Origin of the sequence: Micromonospora parathelypteridis, assembly GCF_014201145.1 — a bacterium.
Taxonomy (GTDB): Bacteria; Actinomycetota; Actinomycetes; order Mycobacteriales; family Micromonosporaceae; genus Micromonospora; species Micromonospora parathelypteridis.
This window is the reverse complement of sequence record NZ_JACHDP010000001.1, coordinates 5,776,899-5,793,813: the sequence shown is the minus strand read 5'-3', so window position 1 is coordinate 5,793,813 and position 16,915 is coordinate 5,776,899. Positions and strand designations below refer to the sequence as shown.

At 68.3% G+C, this 16,915-nt stretch carries 16 protein-coding genes and 2 pseudogenes; 8 read left to right on the top strand and 10 right to left on the bottom strand.

Features of this window, described 5'->3' with window-relative positions:
* Window positions 1–65 precede the first annotated feature (65 nt).
* The 4 genes from HNR20_RS26255 to HNR20_RS26240 all read right to left on the bottom strand — a co-directional run bounded on the left by HNR20_RS26255 (window position 66) and on the right by HNR20_RS26240 (window position 5,743).
* On the bottom strand, window positions 66–1,598 hold the full coding sequence (locus HNR20_RS26255; RefSeq protein ID WP_184184998.1) for a hypothetical protein: 1,533 nt from the start codon (window positions 1,596–1,598) through the stop codon (window positions 66–68).
* A gap of 264 nt (window positions 1,599–1,862) precedes the next feature.
* Window positions 1,863–2,786, bottom strand: a complete 924-nt coding sequence (locus HNR20_RS26250; RefSeq protein ID WP_184184996.1) for an ROK family protein — start codon at window positions 2,784–2,786, stop codon at window positions 1,863–1,865.
* Between the two features lie 335 nt (window positions 2,787–3,121).
* Entirely contained in the window at window positions 3,122–4,621 is a 1,500-nt protein-coding gene (locus HNR20_RS26245; RefSeq protein WP_221309919.1) for a Gfo/Idh/MocA family protein, read from the bottom strand.
* 228 nt (window positions 4,622–4,849) lie between these two features.
* Window positions 4,850–5,743, bottom strand: a complete 894-nt coding sequence (locus HNR20_RS26240; RefSeq protein WP_184184994.1) for an SIS domain-containing protein — start codon at window positions 5,741–5,743, stop codon at window positions 4,850–4,852.
* A 297-nt stretch (window positions 5,744–6,040) separates the two neighbouring features.
* On the opposite strand from HNR20_RS26240, the gene HNR20_RS26235 reads away from it, so the two are divergent.
* Genes HNR20_RS26235 through HNR20_RS26220 form a run of 4 tightly spaced genes read left to right on the top strand, consistent with a single transcriptional unit; the run spans window position 6,041 to window position 9,984 of the window.
* Window positions 6,041–7,285, top strand: coding sequence for an extracellular solute-binding protein (locus tag HNR20_RS26235; protein WP_221309918.1), 1,245 nt, complete (start codon window positions 6,041–6,043; stop codon window positions 7,283–7,285).
* 21 nt (window positions 7,286–7,306) lie between these two features.
* Window positions 7,307–8,233, top strand: a complete 927-nt coding sequence (locus tag HNR20_RS26230) for a carbohydrate ABC transporter permease (RefSeq protein WP_221309917.1) — start codon at window positions 7,307–7,309, stop codon at window positions 8,231–8,233.
* A 3-nt stretch (window positions 8,234–8,236) separates the two neighbouring features.
* Window positions 8,237–9,163 carry a carbohydrate ABC transporter permease gene (locus HNR20_RS26225; protein WP_221309916.1) on the top strand — a complete coding sequence of 309 codons (927 nt, stop codon included), beginning with the start codon at window positions 8,237–8,239 and terminating at the stop codon, window positions 9,161–9,163.
* On the top strand, window positions 9,160–9,984 hold the full coding sequence (locus HNR20_RS26220; RefSeq protein ID WP_184184992.1) for a DeoR/GlpR family DNA-binding transcription regulator: 825 nt from the start codon (window positions 9,160–9,162) through the stop codon (window positions 9,982–9,984). Before HNR20_RS26225 ends, HNR20_RS26220 begins: the two co-directional genes overlap by 4 nt.
* A 16-nt stretch (window positions 9,985–10,000) precedes the next feature.
* Here HNR20_RS26220 and HNR20_RS26215 read toward each other — a convergent pair whose 3' ends face one another.
* Both HNR20_RS26215 and HNR20_RS26210 read right to left on the bottom strand, forming a co-directional pair.
* The gene (locus tag HNR20_RS26215) at window positions 10,001–10,834 is read right to left on the bottom strand and encodes a class II fructose-bisphosphate aldolase (protein ID WP_184184990.1); all 834 of its coding nucleotides are present in this window, start codon (window positions 10,832–10,834) and stop codon (window positions 10,001–10,003) included.
* Window positions 10,831–11,784, bottom strand: coding sequence for a 1-phosphofructokinase family hexose kinase (locus tag HNR20_RS26210; RefSeq protein WP_221309915.1), 954 nt, complete (start codon window positions 11,782–11,784; stop codon window positions 10,831–10,833). The genes HNR20_RS26215 and HNR20_RS26210 overlap by 4 nt, the downstream gene beginning before the upstream one ends.
* Before the next feature lie 290 nt (window positions 11,785–12,074).
* On the opposite strand from HNR20_RS26210, the gene HNR20_RS26205 reads away from it, so the two are divergent.
* Entirely contained in the window at window positions 12,075–12,572 is a 498-nt protein-coding gene (locus tag HNR20_RS26205) for a glycoside hydrolase domain-containing protein (protein WP_184184986.1), read from the top strand.
* Here the strand turns inward: HNR20_RS26205 and HNR20_RS32950 are convergent.
* The 3 genes and pseudogenes from HNR20_RS32950 to HNR20_RS26200 all read right to left on the bottom strand — a co-directional run.
* Window positions 12,535–12,726, bottom strand: a pseudogene (locus HNR20_RS32950) (IS110 family transposase); the annotation flags it as partial. The gene HNR20_RS26205 and the pseudogene HNR20_RS32950 overlap by 38 nt on opposite strands.
* A gap of 75 nt (window positions 12,727–12,801) precedes the next feature.
* The gene (locus tag HNR20_RS32475) at window positions 12,802–13,107 is read right to left on the bottom strand and encodes an ArsR/SmtB family transcription factor (protein ID WP_229687308.1); all 306 of its coding nucleotides are present in this window, start codon (window positions 13,105–13,107) and stop codon (window positions 12,802–12,804) included.
* Window positions 13,104–13,775: a hypothetical protein gene (locus HNR20_RS26200; RefSeq protein WP_229687309.1), complete on the bottom strand. Its 672-nt coding sequence runs from the start codon at window positions 13,773–13,775 to the stop codon at window positions 13,104–13,106. The genes HNR20_RS32475 and HNR20_RS26200 overlap by 4 nt, the downstream gene beginning before the upstream one ends.
* A gap of 49 nt (window positions 13,776–13,824) precedes the next feature.
* Between HNR20_RS26200 and HNR20_RS26195 the strand changes: the two genes are divergently transcribed.
* On the top strand, window positions 13,825–15,093 hold the full coding sequence (locus tag HNR20_RS26195; protein WP_311736883.1) for an MFS transporter: 1,269 nt from the start codon (window positions 13,825–13,827) through the stop codon (window positions 15,091–15,093).
* A 136-nt stretch (window positions 15,094–15,229) separates the two neighbouring features.
* Window positions 15,230–15,406: pseudogene (locus HNR20_RS32985) on the top strand (IS30 family transposase); the annotation flags it as partial.
* 306 nt (window positions 15,407–15,712) lie between these two features.
* Here the strand turns inward: HNR20_RS32985 and HNR20_RS31935 are convergent.
* Window positions 15,713–16,033 carry a hypothetical protein gene (locus HNR20_RS31935; RefSeq protein WP_221309914.1) on the bottom strand — a complete coding sequence of 107 codons (321 nt, stop codon included), beginning with the start codon at window positions 16,031–16,033 and terminating at the stop codon, window positions 15,713–15,715.
* A gap of 36 nt (window positions 16,034–16,069) precedes the next feature.
* Here HNR20_RS31935 and HNR20_RS31930 point away from each other — a divergent pair, with 36 nt between their 5' ends.
* Entirely contained in the window at window positions 16,070–16,783 is a 714-nt protein-coding gene (locus tag HNR20_RS31930; RefSeq protein ID WP_221309913.1) for a hypothetical protein, read from the top strand.
* The last annotated feature ends 132 nt before the right edge of the window (window positions 16,784–16,915 follow it).

Below are 16,915 nucleotides of genomic sequence, written 5' to 3'. Positions count from 1 at the left end.
CGGATTCTCGCTGGAGGTAGCTTGTACCGCTCGAAAGTCGGTCAGAGCTACGCCACCGAGGCTGGTTACCGTGACGGGGTCGGCCGTGGGTGTCGGGGGGTGTCGACCACGACGGTGAGTGCTTCCTGCCAGAGATCGAGGTCTTGCTTCCCGGCGTCAGTGACATACGGAGGCACGCCCTCGACCTCTGGGACCAGGTCGGACATCAGCAACTGAGGCCGGCTGGGAACGCGGACCAGCCCGGCCACGACGAGGGTGAACGCCAACAGACCTGTCGCCGTCGAGGTCGCCCATGCCCACCCGATGCCCTCACCGCTGATGACGAGGATGCCCGTCACGGCCATCGGCAGTGTGTACGCCAGGGCCAGGAGCACACTCACCGTGGCCAGGCCACGCTGATAGGGCGGAACCAGGAATCCTGACCGGCGCCGGGCGGCCCGAATTCGCAGCGCGACGAAGAAGAGCGCTACCGCGCCGAGCGCGGTCACCAGCCACGGAGGAATGGCACTGCCTGTGGCGCCCACCGCGGCACCGACGACCGCGGCCTCTGGGCTGACCCTGCGCAGAAGCTGTCGCCTGAAGGCCGGCGCCTTGTCCATTTGATGACGCAGCGCACGCTGGTGCTCGCGGTTTCGGTTGCGCTGAACGATCTGGCGCACCATCAGCCGGGCCAGCAGGTCGGCGAGTTCCCGGGTCCGCGCGGTCACGGCGCGGGCTCGCACCTGGGCCGCGAAGGCGAGCAGTGTGCCCTTGTTCGTAAAGCTCCAGTACTGCATCCAGCCACTGCGCCCGACCAGCACCTTGCAGATCCGGCCGATGACGATCTGCCGAAGGTAGGCATCCTGCGCCTGGTTGAAGACAGCCCCGCCGCGCATAGGCGTCGGGGCGCGCTTCTGCTCGTAGGCATCGACCCAGTCGTAGGCGTCGGTCAGTACCTCGCGCAACGCATCGGCCTCGGGGTGCTCCCAAAGCTGGGCGTAGCCGAACTCGATGAAGTGGTTCAACGCCGCGGCGTAGGGGGTACCGCCCTTGGTCGCGACGCGATCACCGAGGACCCCGACGTCGGCGAGGTCAGGGCCGCCGAAGTACGACAGTCGCAGCTGGGGCCCTCGGCGCGACGCCTGTGCGATCCAGTCGATGACGGCGGATGCGCTCGACAGGTCGGGCAGGTCGCCGGGTTCGGCGGTCGGCCGTCCGGTGAGCAGCTCGCGGCGCGCCGCGTTCGCCGCCGCGCCCACACTTTGCGGCAGGTGTCGCCGGGCAATGAAGCCCGCGAGTGACCGCACCGACGCCGGTAGGCCGTCGGTGCAGGCCAGCTCGCTCGTGTGATCGACGAGCGCGCGCAGCGCCTTAGGCTCAACTCGCCAGTCGATCCGCAGCGCCCCGACGTCGACCGGGAACTCCACATCACGGCCGGCCAGGTACTCGTCCTCCTCCAACTCGGAGAGAATCCAGCAGGTCGTGACCGCGACCGAGAAGTTGACGAACCAGTGCTCAGCGCCCAACCGCCGGATGGCAGCAGCGCCGAACACTTGCTCTGCCGCGAGGACGATTCGCCGATCGCCCGCCCAGGTGCCGGCCGTCCCGGTCTCGCGCACCAGGCGTAGCAGTTCGTGGACTGTTCCGTACCGTCGTCGCATCGCTGGCGCGCCTTCCGACCGGTGTCCACAAGGTCCTCATGCCACGCTAGGGCCGGGTAGCAAACGAGCCCTCTGGCGGACGGCCGCCGGCATCCAGCAGACGATGTACTTCGCCTGGACAATCAGCGAATGGCCGGGCTCCGGATCTGCCAGCCACCGCACATACTCGGTCGGATGTACGCGCCGGCCGCGATGTTGAAGGCGAAGCCGTGATCCGCTCGGTCACGACGCCTCCAGGTAGTCGAGCGCGAGTAGGGCGGCGCCGAGGCTGCCGGCCCTGTCGCCGAGTGCGGCCCGCGCCAGCCGCGGCTCCCGGTGAAACGTAAGCCGCGCGCGCAGCGCCGCCCGAAGCGGATCGATCAAAACGGATCCAGCCTCGGCGAGCCCGCCGCCGATCACCATCACCTCCGCGTCGTAGAGCGTCTGTCCGGTGAGGAGCCCGTCGGCGAGCGCGTCGACCGTGTCGCGCCACACCTGCCCAGCGAGTTCCTCCCCGGCGGCGGCCCGCGCGGCGACATCGGCCGCGGTAGCGGGAGTACGGGCCAGTTCCCCGTAACGTCGGCCGACCGCGGCCGCCGAAGCGACCGCCTCCAGGCAGCCGAGCTGGCCGCAGCCGCAGCGCGGCCCGCCGGGACGTACAACGATGTGACCCAGTTCGCCAGCGGCGCCGTGCGCGCCCGCGTAAGCCGACCCGCCGACCACGTGAGCGCTGGCGATGCCGGTGCCGATCGCGACGAAGAGCACGTGCCGGCTACCCCGCCCGGCGCCGAGCCGGGCCTCGGCCACGCCGCCCACCCGCACGTCGTGCCCGAGCGCCACAGGCAGCCCGAGCCGCGCGACCGCCAGGTCCCGCAACGGTACGTCCCGGAAGCCGACGTTCGCCGACCAGACCGCCACGCCGGCAACCTCGTCGATCACCCCGGGCACCGCGATGCCCACCGCCACCGGAGTCAAGCCATCGGCGCGGGCCTTGTCGGCCAGCCCTCCGGCGACGGACAGAACGGTCTCCATGACCGCCGCCGGACCCCGATCAGCGCCGGTGGCGTGCCGTTCGGTGTAATGGCTGGTCCCATCGGCCCGGACCAGCGCGGCCTTGATGCCAGTACCGCCCAGATCCAACGCGACGACCACCGCGCCTTCGCTCACCGCTTCCCCTCGCCACACTCGCACCTGAGCCTGCTGGTCCGATGACTGCGCTCGCTCACGCCGTCCGGTCGCCGACCATCCTGGTGATCGCCGTCTGATAGGCCTTGTCGCCAAACGCCTCCACCATCCGCTGCTGTGAGACAACGGGGGTGCGATTGGGTGGTGGACATGCGGCCGGCGGATCCGTAGGTTCGCCGACTCGGTGGTCGTTGGTTCGCTCTGACGACGCTCGCGGCGGTCCACTGCTCTTCGGGCGACCCAGGGCACCGGGGTCGGGCACGGACAATATCGTTCGTGCCCGACCCGGGGAGCGTCACCTCAGCCCGCGCCTATGCCTACCGGCGCGGCCGGCCGTCGCCGTCCAGCCACGGGTCCTCCGGCCGCGGCCGGTCGAACGTGGGGCGTGCCTGCGTCCAGTGGCCGCGGGTGAAGTCGGGCACCTTGACCGACTTGAAACCCTTGCCCTTCAGCGACTCGTGGCTGAGCGGGATCACCGAGCACCACGCCGCGGAGTCGTAGACGTCGATGTCGGGGGTCATGCCCAGGCGCATCAGCTGGACCATCCGGAAGATGGAGATGAAGTCGCCGCCGCCGTGCCCACCGTACTGGCTGGCCAGGTTCTGCAGGGCCGGCCAGATCCAGTGGTCGTGCTGGTTCATGATCGCACTGAAGGCACTGCCGGTCCGCCACGCGTGGTTCGTGTGACCGAGCGACTCCAGGTAGATCCGGGCATTGTCCAGTTCCAACGAACCCCGGGTCCCGGTGAGCGTGGTCTCCCGGCTGTACGGGTGGGGCGAGTTCACGTCGTGCTCGACCCGGATGAACCGGTCGTTGACGGTCTTGATGAAGACCTGCTTGCGGTCCCCGGAGATGTAGGGATCGTCGTCCCAGGAGGGGTGGTCCGCGCCGACCCGCGGGTCCTCCTCGCGGAACAGGGCCAGCGCCTTGGGCCGCGAGGCTACCGCGACGAGTTCGTCGAAGCGGTCACCGCGGTTGATGTCCAGGCAGGCCGAGACCGGCCCGAGCCCGTGCATCGGGTAGTGAGCGGCGTTCATCCGGGTTTGCCAGCGCCGCCGCCAGTGCTCCGGGTAGTAGGCACCTCCGAAGGTGTACGGCCAGCGCAGGTCGTGGACGTAGCCACCGGAGGCGTGCTGCAACTCGCCGAAAAGCCCCGCCTTGGCCATGTTGAACATCTGCATCTCGGGGCGGAAGTAGTTCACGTTCTCCAGCAGCATGCAGTGCTTGCCAGTGCGCTCGGAGGTACGGACCAGGTCCCAGATGTCGTCCAGGTGCGGCGCGATCGGCAGCTCGATGGCAACGTGCTTGCCATGCTCCATGGCGGCCTTGGCCATCGGGTGGTGCCACTCCCACGGCGTGGCGACATAGATCAGGTCGATGTCGTCACGGCGGACGAGCCGCTCGAAGTCCTCCTCGCCGTTGGAGTAGCCGACCGGCTCCTTGTCCTGGAAGCCCTGGGCCATGACTCGGCTGATGGTCTCCGCGACGTGGTCGGGCCGGATGTCGCAGACCGCGGTGATCGTGGAGACGGCGGCCCACCGCATGGCCTGGTCTCCGCCGCGGTTGCCAAGGCCGATGATGCCGACGCGCACCTCGTCGAAGCCCTCAAAGGGCACGTTGACCATCGACTTCTCTTTGCCCTTGATCCGGGCAGGTTCGGCCGCGGGTGCCGCACTGGCCTCCGCGCCCGGAAGTAGGGCGCCGCCCAGTCCGGCCGCGGCGCCCAGCGCGCCCACGCCCTTCAGGACGTTGCGACGCGACGGGTGGGACCCGGCCGCCGCGGTGGGCTCGTTCGGGATGGCTTCGTTGGGACTCACGTGGATCAGCTCCTCTGCGGGAATGTGACGCGTCACGCGAAATTTCAAGCAGTATTGGTCACTCCACTTGCGAGCGCAATGGCCGATCGGAGATCTTCTGCTTGAAGGTGATCGTTTGACGCACGATCCTGGCACGATTGCTTAACCATGCTGGCCGACGCGGTAGCCAGTCAGCGCCGGACCACCTGGCCCGGCTACCTCCGGCAGCTTGGCCCGGGTGTCGAGCGGTCAGCCGGCGAGAATGACCGACCGGGACAGGTTGCGCGGCTGGTCGGGGTTGAGCCCTGCTGCCCCGGCTCTCAGCAGGCACAGCTGTTGGACGCGAACCAGATCGGCGAGCGGATCCACATCGGACCACTCGAAATGTCCGCCGGTGGCCCGGACCTGGTCCGCCAGGCCGACGGGGACCTCTCCGAACGCCCAGACGACCCGACCCCGCGCGGTGATGCTGAGCGGACCGTGCCGGTACTCCATGGCGGGGTAGGACTCGGTCCACAGTTGGGTCGTCTCGCGCAGCTTCAGGGCCGCCTCGTGCGCGAGCCCGACCGTCCAGCCGCGTCCGAGGAAGGTGATCTGGTCGGCCGTCGCGGCCGGGCCCGTCGCGTCGGCGCCCTTGTCGAGAATCTGCCGTGCCTGTTCGGCGACCGGACGTAGGTCGTGACCGAGGGCCGCCCGCAACAGCGCGAGGGTGGTCGTCGCGAAGCGGGTCTGTACGACCGAACGCTCGTCGACGCCACTCAGCACGACCGGACAGGCCAGGCTCACCGCCGGGGAGGATGCGTCGGCGGTGATGACGGTGGCCGGCGCGCCCTCGCGGCGCTGCCTGAGGACGTCGAGCACCTCGGTCGTGGTGCCCGAGCGGGTAATGCAGAGCACCCGGTCGTAGCCACGGCCGAGTTGGTGTTCACTGGCCGGCCACGCGTCGGTGATGCCCTCGCCGGCGCTCTCGCGCAGGGCCGCGTAGGCCTGGGCGACAAATAGCGATGTTCCACATCCGAGCACCGCGACTCGCTCACCAGGCTGCGGAAGGTCCATCGCCACGGAGGGCAGCACGTCCAGGACGCCGAGCCAGTCATCCGGCTGGGTCTTGATCTCGGCCGCCAGGAAGGTTCCTTCACTCATCGGGTGCCTCGTCCTCGTGGTTCATGCCAGCGGGTTTGAAGGGCCTCCAGAATGGAGCGCTCTGATCGAACCTGTCAAGAAGGCCGCAGAACCAATCAGGAACAGGCATCGAGGCAGGAGGTGACGGCGCACGGTCTGAGCAGCAGTTACCGCGAAAAGCCTTGACGTTGCTCGCGGCGGCACCGCAGAATCCCCTCAAGCCACGGCATGATCGTGCACGGTTCCGATGGAAGCCGGTCATGAACGATCACAGCCAGCCAGGATTCCGATCACGACTTTGGCGATGTCCCTGCGCCGGTGGAGGCGGAAATGAAGAAATTCGTGCGTTCGTGGGCAGCCGTAGCAGTTGCCGGCCTGACGCTGACAGGTTGCGGCTTCGGCGGCGACGACGGTCAGAGTGAGGGCGGCAGCACCCTGTCGTTCCTGGTGCCCAGCTACAGCGACGGCACCAAGGCGCTCTGGGAGGGCATCATCGCTGACTTTGAGGCGGCACACTCGGAGATCAACGTGGAGCTGGAGATCCAATCCTGGGACAACATCAACGATGTTGTCCGCACCAAGGTCCAGTCGAACGCGGCACCGGACATCCTCAACATCGACGCCTTCTCAGGTTTCGCGGCGGACGACCTGTTGTACTCCGCCGACGAAATGGTCTCGGCGAACACCGTGGCGGACTTCCAGCAGTCCTTCGCGGACAACGCCTCGATCGACGGCGCCATGTACGGCCTGCCACTGATCGCCTCGGCCCGCACCATGTTCTACAACACTGAACTGTTCGAGCGGGCCGGCGTCGCGGCACCGCCGAAGACGTGGGACCAGTTGCTCGACGCGGCGAAAAAGGTGGCCGGTCTCGGCGACGGCGTCTACGGCTACGGCATGCCGCTGGGCAGCGAGGAGGCCCAGGGGGAAACTTCAATCTGGACCTTCGGCAACGGCGGATCGTGGACCAACGGCTCGACCATCGCAGTCAACACCCCTGCGAACCTCGAAGCCGTCACGTTCATGAAACGCATGATCGACGAAAAGGCCACCCAACCCGACCCCGGGGCGTCCGATCGGACCCCCATGCTGGACGTGTTCATCCAGGGCAAGATTGGCATGGTCGTGGCGCTCCCGCCTACCGTCGGGCAGATCGCGGAGAAAAACCCGGGCCTCAAGTACGCGAGCGCTCCGATCCCCACCAAGGACGGTCAGCCGATGACCCTCGGGGTCGCCGACCACCTGATGGCGTTCAAGAACAAGGGTGACAAGCAGGAAACGGTCAAGACCTTCCTGGACTACGTGTTCAGCGCACCGGTCTACACGAAGTTCGTCGACACCGAGGGATTCCTGCCCACCACCAAGTCCGGTGCAGCGGCACTGGCGGGCAAGAAGGAGATCGCGAGCTTCCTCGAGGTCCTGCCGAACGCCCGGTTCTACCCCAGCACGAACCCGCAATGGGCGACGACGCAGGGCGCGATGCAGAGCCTGATGGGACAGATCGGGCAGGGCAAGGAGCCCGGGGCGGTGCTGGATGAAATCCAGGCCAAGGCCAACGGCTAGAGCCTGCGCGGGTTACGAATGATGACCAACCAACTCATGGAAGTGCCGGCACCCGCGATCTCGGCGCGCCGTCAGGCGCGCCGAGACCTTGTGGCGGCACTCCCATGGCTGATGCCGGCGCTGACGCTGATTGTCACTATCGTCCTGTTCCCGGCCGGCTATCTGGTCTGGACCTCGACTCGGAACGTGTCGCCAGTGGGCGTGGACCGCGGCTCGGCCGGGTTCGACAACTACGTGACGCTGTTCGACTCCCCCGCGTTGGGCAGGGTGCTGCTCAACACCGCGATCTGGGTGGTCGGCGTCGTCGTGGTGACGCTGCTCGTCTCTATGGCGCTCGCGCAATTCCTTGACAAGGCCTTTCCTGGACGCCGATTGGTTCGACTCGCGGTCATCGTCCCGTGGGCGGCCAGCGTCGTGATGACCGCGACCGTCTTCTACTACGGACTCGATCCCTTCTACGGCGTCATGAACCAGTTCCTGGTCGACCTCGGGATTTTGAATACTGGGTTCGGCTTCACTCGACAGCCGGTGCCGGCCTTCCTGGTGGCCATGGGAGTGGCGGTGTTCGTCTCGCTGCCGTTCACCACGTACACGATCCTCGCCGGGTTGCAGATGGTGCCGCGCGAGGTGGTGGAAGCCGCCTCGGTGGACGGCGCCGGATCGATCCGGACCTACTGGAGCGTGATCTTCCCGGTACTGCGGCCAGCGATCGCCGTCGCCGTCCTGATCAACATCATCAACGTCTTCAACTCGCTGCCCATCCTCCGCACGCTGACCGGCAGCATTCCCGGCTACGACGCGGACACCACCACAACGTTGATCTTCAAATACATCCAGCAGGACCGCCAGGTCGAGACGGCGAGCGCACTAAGTGTCGTGAACTTCGTCATCGTGCTCGCGGTCATCGGTATCTACCTCCGGGTTGTCCGGCCGATGAGGGATGAGTGAGTCTTGGCGACGACGGCAACAAAATCTCAGGACGATGAGCGCGCCGAGAAGTCGGTGCGCGCCAGCGGAGGCATCGGTCGCACCCGGAGCCGTGGCGGGCAGCGCCACGGCGGGCGCCGATGGTTGATGTCATTGGCCGGCGCGGTGGTGGCGTTGTTCTTCCTGGCACCCTACCTGGTGATGTTGATCGGCTCGTTCAAGCGGCACTCGGAGATCCTGCGCATTCCGGCCACCTACCTGCCGACCGAATGGGTGCCATCGAACTACGCGTCGATGTGGTCCACGCCGGAGACGCCGCTCGCCTACAACCTCGTCTCCACCATAATCATCTCGGCCTGCGGAACACTGCTGGTCCTGGTGGTGGCCATGCCCGCCGCCTATTACACGGCCAAGCACCGCTTTCCCGGACGACTGGCGTTCCTGCTCCTGGTGCTGGTGACCCAGATGCTCCAGCCGACCGTACTCGCGGCGGGACTGTTCCGGCAGTTCCTCGCGATCGGCATCGATGACACCTGGCTCGCTATGATCCTCGTCAACGGCGCGTTCAACCTCAGCTTCGCGGTGTGGATCATGCACAGCTTCTTCGCCGGGGTGCCCAAGGAGATAGACGAGGCGGCAATGATCGACGGTGCCAGCAAACTGCAGACGCTGCGGCGGGTAACCCTGCCGGTGGTCTGGCCGGGCATCGTCACCGCGATCATCTTCACGTTCGTCGCGTGCTGGAACGAGTTCGCCGCCAGCCTCGTCATCTTGACCACGGCGGAGAACCAGCCGCTGACCGTAGCCATCACAAAATTCGTCGGTCAGTACGATTCGGCGTGGCAATACGTCTTCGGAGTCTCTATCGTCGGCATCGTGCCCGTGATCATTCTCTTCGCATTGGTTGAAAAGCGCCTGGTGGCAGGTCTCACGGCGGGGGCCATCAAGTGAGCACGGTCGAGGCCGCCGCCGACCGGGCGGACGGCCGCGACCGCCCCCAGCGCCTGCAGGCGCTGCTCGACATCCTGGGCGCACGCGGCAGGCTATCCGTCGCCGAGGCGGCCAGCGCCCTGCAGGTCTCCGAGGCGACGGTCCGCCGGGACTTCACCACCCTGGCGGAGCAACAGTTGGCGGCTCGGACGCACGGCGGCGTCGTGGCCACGTCCGTCTCGTACGACCTGCCGGTCCGCTACCGGGGCCGGGGCGACAATGGCGCCAAGGAGCGCATCGCCGCGATCGCCTGCGATCTCGTCGAACTGGGCGACGTGGTCGCGTTCAACGGTGGCACCACCACGTCCGCGACGGCCCGACGACTCGCCGCACGGGTCGACCTCGCCCAGGCCGATCAGCGGCCGGCCGTCACGGTGGTGACGAACGCACTCAACATCGCCACGGAGATGGTGCTGCGACGCCACGTCCGTACCGTCATCCTCGGCGGTGTGGCGCTGCCCCAGTCGTACGAGGTGACCGGGCCGCTGGCCACGATGGTGCTGAACGAGCTGTGGCTCGACGTGCTGATTCTCGGGGTCGATGCGTTCTCCCCCGACGGGGGCACGTCCTGTCACGACGAAGGCGAGGCCGGGATCGACGCGACGATGGTCCGGCGGTCCCGTCGGGTCGTCGTCGTGGCCGGCTCGGAGAAGCTGGGTCGGCACTCCTTTGCCCGGATCTGCGACGTCAACGCGGTGGACACCCTGGTGACCGACGACGGCGCGGACGCGAAGGTCGTCGCCGACCTGCGCGCCGCCGGGGTCAACGTGCTGCTGGCCTGAGGCCGGCCCCGCGCCGTCACGGGGCGAGCAGGGTGACCAGATGGGCGACCTGCCTGGCCACCGCATCCCTGCCCGGACCGAAGTACTTGCGCGGGTCGACCAGGTTCTCGTCGGCGGCGAGCGCACGCCGGACCGCACCCGTAAGGGTCGCGTTGAGATGGGTCGCGATGTTGATCTTCGACATCCCTTGCGCGACTGCCGACCGCAGGCCTGCCTCGGAGACCCCGGACGAGCCATGTAGGACCAGCGGCACCGGCACCTTCGCCGCGATCGCGGCGATCAGGTCGTCGTCGAGGACCGCGTCGCGGATCAGCATCGCGTGCGAGGAGCCGACCGCGACTGCGAGCGCGTCGACGCTGGTGGCGGCGACGAAGGCGGCCGCATCGTCCGGATCGGTCCGTACGCCGGGCTTGTGCGCGCCGTCCTTGCCGCCGATCTCACCGAGTTCGGCTTCGACCCAGACCCCGCGCGAATGACACCAGGCGGCGAGTTCCGCGGTCAGGGCGACGTTCTTCTCGTACGAGTACCCGGACGCGTCGATCATCACCGAGGGCACGCCGAGTTCGACCGCCTGCTCGACGAGGTCACGCCGGGTGGCGTGATCCAGGTGTACGCAGACTGGCACGGACGCTTCCGCCGCGATCCGGAGGCAGGCCAGCGTCAGCGGCGCCAGGCTGCCGTGGTAGCGGGCCGTATTCTCCGATAGCTGCAGCACAACAGGGCGTACCGCACGTTCGGCGCCGGCCACGATGCCCTCGGCATGCTCAAGCTGGATGACGTTGAACGCCCCGACGGCCCGGCGGTCCCGCGCCGCCGGGATGACGAGTTCCGCCATCGAAGCCAGCGTCATGCTTCCTCCACTTTCACCTGATCACGCCAGCGCCGGTAGGCGCGGACGTCTACCTCACCGGCGACCGGACGGAGCACCGCTGCCGCCGACAGCGCCACCGCGTCGACGAGCAGGCCGCGCCAGTCGACGGCGTCCAGTGACCCGGCGGCCGCGAGCTGCCGGGCGACGGCCGCACAGGCCGCGTCCCCGGCGCCGGTCGCGTTCCCCTGGATCCGCTCCGGCGGCGCAGCAAGCATGGCCCGATTCGGTTGCACCACAGCCATCCCCTCGGCGCCCAGGGTCAGCACGACGGCGGGAACCTGGCCGGCGGGGGGCAGCAGCCGGCGGGCCGCCCGCACGGCCTCGGCCGGCGTCGAGGGCCGGTGGCCGACCAACTCGGCCATCTCGTCCGCGTTCGGCATCAGCACCGCCCCGCCAGCAGCCGCCACCGCCTGCAGAGCCGGGCCGCTGACGTCCACGACGGCCGGTACTCCGGCGGCGATCGCCGCGTCGACCAAGCGGGCCGGAAGCCCCGGGTCCACGCCGGGCGGCAGGCTGCCGGAGACGACCAGCGCGTCGGCACCGGCCAGGAGCTGACTCACGTGCCGGGTCAGAGCGTCGGCGGCGGCCGGCGGATCCACCGGTGCGTAGCCAGGCTCCCACAACGACGTCGTCACTCCGTTGGTCTCCTGTACGACCAGCGTGCGCCGGACGTCCGGCAGTACGTCGAGCAGGTCGGCCGGCACGCCGGCCCGGTCGAGAGCGGCCTGCAGGGCCACGCCCCCCGGACCGCCGCACATGCCGGTGACGAGGACCCGCTCCCCCAGTTCGTGCAGCACCCGACCGACGTTGACGGCCTTGCCACCGGGGCGTTCGCTGACGGTCCGCACCCGCTGCACCCGGCCCCGGTGCAGCTCCCCCAGCCCATAGGTCACGTCGAGCGCTGGGTTCGGCGCAACGGCGAGAATCACGTTTCCCGCTCGGTCATCGCGACTCCTCGTCAGGGTTTGGCGCCGGCTATCCAGCATGGAGTTTCATGCTCGATATTAACAAGAATCTGTCGCTATCGCGCACCCTCTCTGCCCGTTCGGCTCGGGTCGACACTCCGCCCAGCTGAGCCAGACGTCCACAGTGGCTGCTCGCCTCGCTCCGAGCGCTGGTCAATACTGATCGCCATCCGCCGGATGCCGGCAGTATCGCTCACAGGAGTTGCCACGCGCCTCCTTCACACCGTCGTCGACTGGTCCCACGATGGCGAGCGGTGGTCCTTCGACTTCGCCAGCTGGGACCGTCTGGTCGAGGAGGGGACCGGGCCGGCGTCGGCCCGTACATCCATGCCTTCGGGCTGCTGATGTTCCGCGGCTACCAGCACGTCGTCTACACCGACACCCGGACCGGTCAGCGGGTGGACCAGGAGGTCTCACTGGGTGGCGCGGAGTGGAATGACGCCTGGTCGGCGTTCCTCGTCGCGTTCGAGGACCACGTATGGGATCGGGGCTGGCTGGACCGGACCTACCTCGCCTTCGACGAGCGGCCTGCGAGCGAGATGCAGGTGGCCGTCGACCTGGTCCGGGAGGTCGCACCGGTCTTCGTCGACCAGATCGCGATCGCCGAATCCCCGAGCGCCGACGCGTTCGCGCAGGACCTGTCGCTCAACTACTCCGACGTTGACGACTGGTCGCAGGAGATGATCGACCGGCGCCGGCGATGGGTGGGGTCGGTCAGGCGGGGGTGCTGGCGGGTGTGGTGGGTCGGGTGAAGGTTTTGCCGTCGCGGACGAGTGCCCAGAGGACATCGACGCGTCGTCTTGCAAGGGCGATCATTGCTTGGCGGTGGTGTTTCCCTTCGGCGCGCTTTTTCTCGTAGTAGGCACGGGATGCGGGGCATTCTCTGAGGGCGGTGAACGCTGCCATCCAGAGGATGTGGCGCAGTTTTCGGTGGAGGCGCCGGGGCCCGAGCCTGCCGTTGACTTCGGCCGCTCGGTCGGATCAACGCTCCGGCTGCCCTGATCCAGCCAAGAGGCGGTCGCCCAGCTCGGAGCGGCGGTAGAGGACCGAACGGCCGTGGCGGCCACTGACCAGGAGCCCGCCTGCGCGGAGAGCGCGTAGGTGCTGGTTCACCGCGGTGGTAGTGACGCCCAGACGGGTCGCGAGTTCGGTGGAAGACGCGGGGGTGTCCAGGCGGGCGAGCAGGCCGGCTCGGTGGGCGCCGAGCAGGGCGGCCAGGGCTCCCGGGGCGGGCAGGGGCTCGGGCTGCCACAGGGTGCCGGAACCCCGGGCCAGGTAGATGATCATCGGAGGCTGGTCGGGGGAGTGGGGGCCGCCACTGCGGGGGTCCACATGGTGGGGACCAGGGTGAGGCCACCCAGGGTCGGGCGGGTGTAGTGGACATTGGAGTGCAGGCGTACCTCCACGGTGTCACCGGTCATGGTGACCCGTTCGGACAGGCCGGCGAACATCGTGGCCAGGCCGTGCTGGGCGATCTCGCGGCCGCGGTGCGTGACGTCGCCCTCCAGCAGGGCGCGCATCCGGGGCCAGTGGGCGGCGAAGCACCGGTCCCAATAGCCGGCCAGGGCGGTGACCACGCGGGAGAGCGCGCCCGGCTCGCGGAGTGGTGGGGGGATGCGCTCGTCGGCGCGGTAGAGCAGGCGCAGGTCTCGGCGGACCACATTGGGTGGGGTGGCCGCGATGGTGGCGAGTTCGTCCTCGATGCGGGTCAGCGGTGAGCGTGGTTGCGGGGTCAGGAAGTCGGGGGTCCACAATCGCTCGTCGATGAGGGCCAGCAGCATCTCGGTGTCGAGGGCGTCGCGGGCTTGCTGCAGGCGGCGGATCCACGGTAGGTGGATCGGGAAGCGGCCCGGATCGCGCCAGCTTCGCAGCGACAGAATCAGTTCGTTGAGGGGCGAGACGGCGAACCGGACACTCGCCAAGTCAGGGCCGACGAGCCTGTATCGCACTGGCATGAAGTAGAACGCTACATCAATCGTAACCTCCGGCCGGGCCGGGTGAGCTGTGCCCGTGCCTTTGAAACGAGTCTTGATCTGGGCCACTGTGGCTACCTCGACAGCCAAGGGGGTGATGTTCAGCGTCAGCGTGCTGTTTTTCACCACGGTGGCCGGAATCAGCCCGGCAACCGTCGGGGTGGGCCTCACCGTCGCCGGGGCCGCGGGAGTGGTGACGGCGTTCGCGTCCGGGCGGCTCTGCGACCGGTTCGGGCCGCGGCGGGTGCTGATCGTTGCGGCCACGGCACAAGGCGGTGCGCTCGCGGCGTACTGCCTGACCCGCGACGCCGGCACGTTCGTGCTGGTCGCCTGCGTGGCGGTCGGCGCCGAGAGCGTGGAGCGGACCGCGCACGTCGCGCTGCTGGCTCGAGCGTTCACCGGCCCGGCCCGGGTGGGGGTGCGGGCCTGGCTGCGGGTCGTGGACAACGTGTCCATCGCGGCTGGGTCCGGATTGGCCGCCGTGGCGCTGGTGGTGGGTAGCCGATCCGCCTATCTGGCGGCGGTGCTGGCGGCGGCCGTACTCACGTTGGTCGCTCTTGTGCCTCTGCGGGCTCTGCCCGTTCTCGTAGGGGGCGGTGGTGACCGGCTGGCGGAAGGCGGCCGGTCACCGCTGGGCGATCGCCGGTATCTGACTGCGACCGCGTTGCACGCCGTGGTGAGTGTGCAGGCCTTGCTGCTCACCGTCGGGATGCCGCTGTGGGTTACCGGCCATACCGCTGCGCCGGACGTGACTGTCGCGGTGCTGTTGTTGCTGAACACCGGCTTGGTCTCGGTCCTCCAGGTCTGGTCGACCCGGTTGGTCGGCGACGTGCCATCGGCCGGGCGGGCGGTCTTTCACGGTACGGTCCTGCTGCTGGCGGCTTGCCTCTGCTACGCGGCCGCCGGATACCCGAGCGGTGCCGGGTTCGCCGTCGCGTTGCTGGTGGCGGCGGTCGTGGCGCACAGTCTCGGCGAGATCGCCTCCGAGGCCGGCGGCTGGGAACTGGCCTTCGAGTGGGCCGATCCGGCCAACTCCGGCGCCTACCAGGGCGTCAGCCAGGCAGGCGTGGGCATCGGCCTGGCTGTGGCGCCGGTCGTCGTCACGTCGGCGGCGGTCGGACTCGGGCCACCGGGGTGGCTGCTGCTCGGCAGCATGTTCCTGGCTGCAGGCGCGGGAACCCGGGCGCTGAGCGCTCGTCGGCGGGTGCCGCAACGCGCGCTGAGCGCGGAGGAAAGGTCAGCTCGCGCCGATGGTGAGGACAATCTTGCCGGTCACCCGGCCGGTGTCGGCTCCGCCTGAAAACTGACCACGTGGTTCCGGGCGGGTTCCAGTACTTGTCGCAACACACCTGATCTCGTGAGGCGTGTTGATGGGACGACGAGGACGCAATCGCCGGCTCGAGGTCGAGGCGGAGTACTGGCGGCTGCTGGGCGTCTACGACGGCGACCTGGCGCACGCGCGGGCGCGGGCGCGGCAGCGTGCCCGGCGCCCGCGGGGCGGTCGGCTAGTCGCCGACACCGGTCTGCGCGCCGTTATCCAGGCCAAACTGGAAGAGGACTGGAGCCCGCAGCAGATCGTCGCGTGGCTGCGACAGGCATTCGCCGACCAGCCGTCGATCAGTGAGCACGCTCACTATCGCCGTGCCTGTCAGCGGCATGTGCGTGCGGGAAGCCAAAGGCGTAGAGCCGTGCCAGCGTGGAGCTGAGTGGGCACGGATCCTGGGAGTCCAGCCGCAACTGCTTCCGGGCTTCTGTGGACGGTGCTTCTTTGCACGGGGCCGGGAGGTCAACCAATCCGGCGCGGGGTTGCTGGTCGGTCGAAGTGCCTGGCATGATCCGGACATGATCGAAAGAATCGAGTCCTCCGTCCGCCGGTGAGCGTGACACCCGAGCCTGGACTGCTCGGACCCCACTTGTCGTTATTTGATCATGCGCTGCGGATGCATCGCGAGGATCCCGACGCGCCTCTTCTCCGTGACGGTGAGCCGTATCCGGATGATGGACAGCATCGAGGTCGGAAGTCCCGTCCTCGCGAGCCGAAGGATCGGCGCCGCGGCGGTGCTGATGTCGCCGCCGTTTTGGACACGCATTTCGCCGATCGGTCCGCCGTTCCAGGCGATCTTGCCGGAGCGTTCCATGACATCTACGTTCCGATCCATCCCAATGAACACATCGCGGCTGCGGCCTGTCGAGTGGACGCCGAACGTGTTCGAGCAACCGGTCGATGGCTTGTCCAGCACGCGACCGATCGCTGCGCTGTAACTGTTGGTCTGGCGTTGCTGACCACCGTGTGGGATGACGACGACATCGAGTTGATCAAAACGATCGGGATGCTGTCGAACCACTTCGGCCCACTGGCAGCCCGCGCACTCGAGCGGCGGTCGTGGTGCGGGGGCTCGGACGCATTGCTGTGGCTGGCCGAGCGGGTCACGGGCTGGGGACGGGTCTATGTCGTGGAGTCCCTGTGCACGATCGGCAGCACCGCAGCGCGGCCATGGATGCTGCGACGCGCCTGTGATGGCGACTACCTCAACCGCTACTTCGCCGGAGAGGTCGCCACTGCGGCGCACCTGCAAGAGGCGATCACCGCGGCGAATCCTGACAGCGAGTTGGTCGATCACACCGGCCTGCTGCTGACCATCATGGCCGACAGCGGCGGCACGGGCATCACGCTCGAGCACTACCCGCCCGCCTCCGCCGTTCTAGAGGCCCACTGCGAACACGCCGGCCGCCTAGAGCCGTCGGTAGAGCGTTTCGTCATCGCCGCGCAACTGGCTGAGCATCTACATCATCCAGCGGCGGAACGAATAGCTTGGCCCGAGGGCGGACGAGAGCGCGTTCTGAGCGGCTATCTTTCCCTGCTCGATCGCGACGACTGGTGCTCGGTCGCTCGCGCTGGGCTGGCCGCTGGTGATCACCGTGTTACCTGGCTTGTCGAAGCGCTGGCACCAAGCCTTGGGCTTCGAGCGTTCACCGTGAACGACGAGTAACGTCCGGAGGAGAGGCCGGCGGGGAGCACGTTCGCGGTTTCCTGCCGGCCTGCCCGGTCGTCCTCTTGATGGCCTTGTGATAGTCCGCTCCGGATGACGGGCCGCTGGTGCTGGAGTGCCATGCCGAGGCTG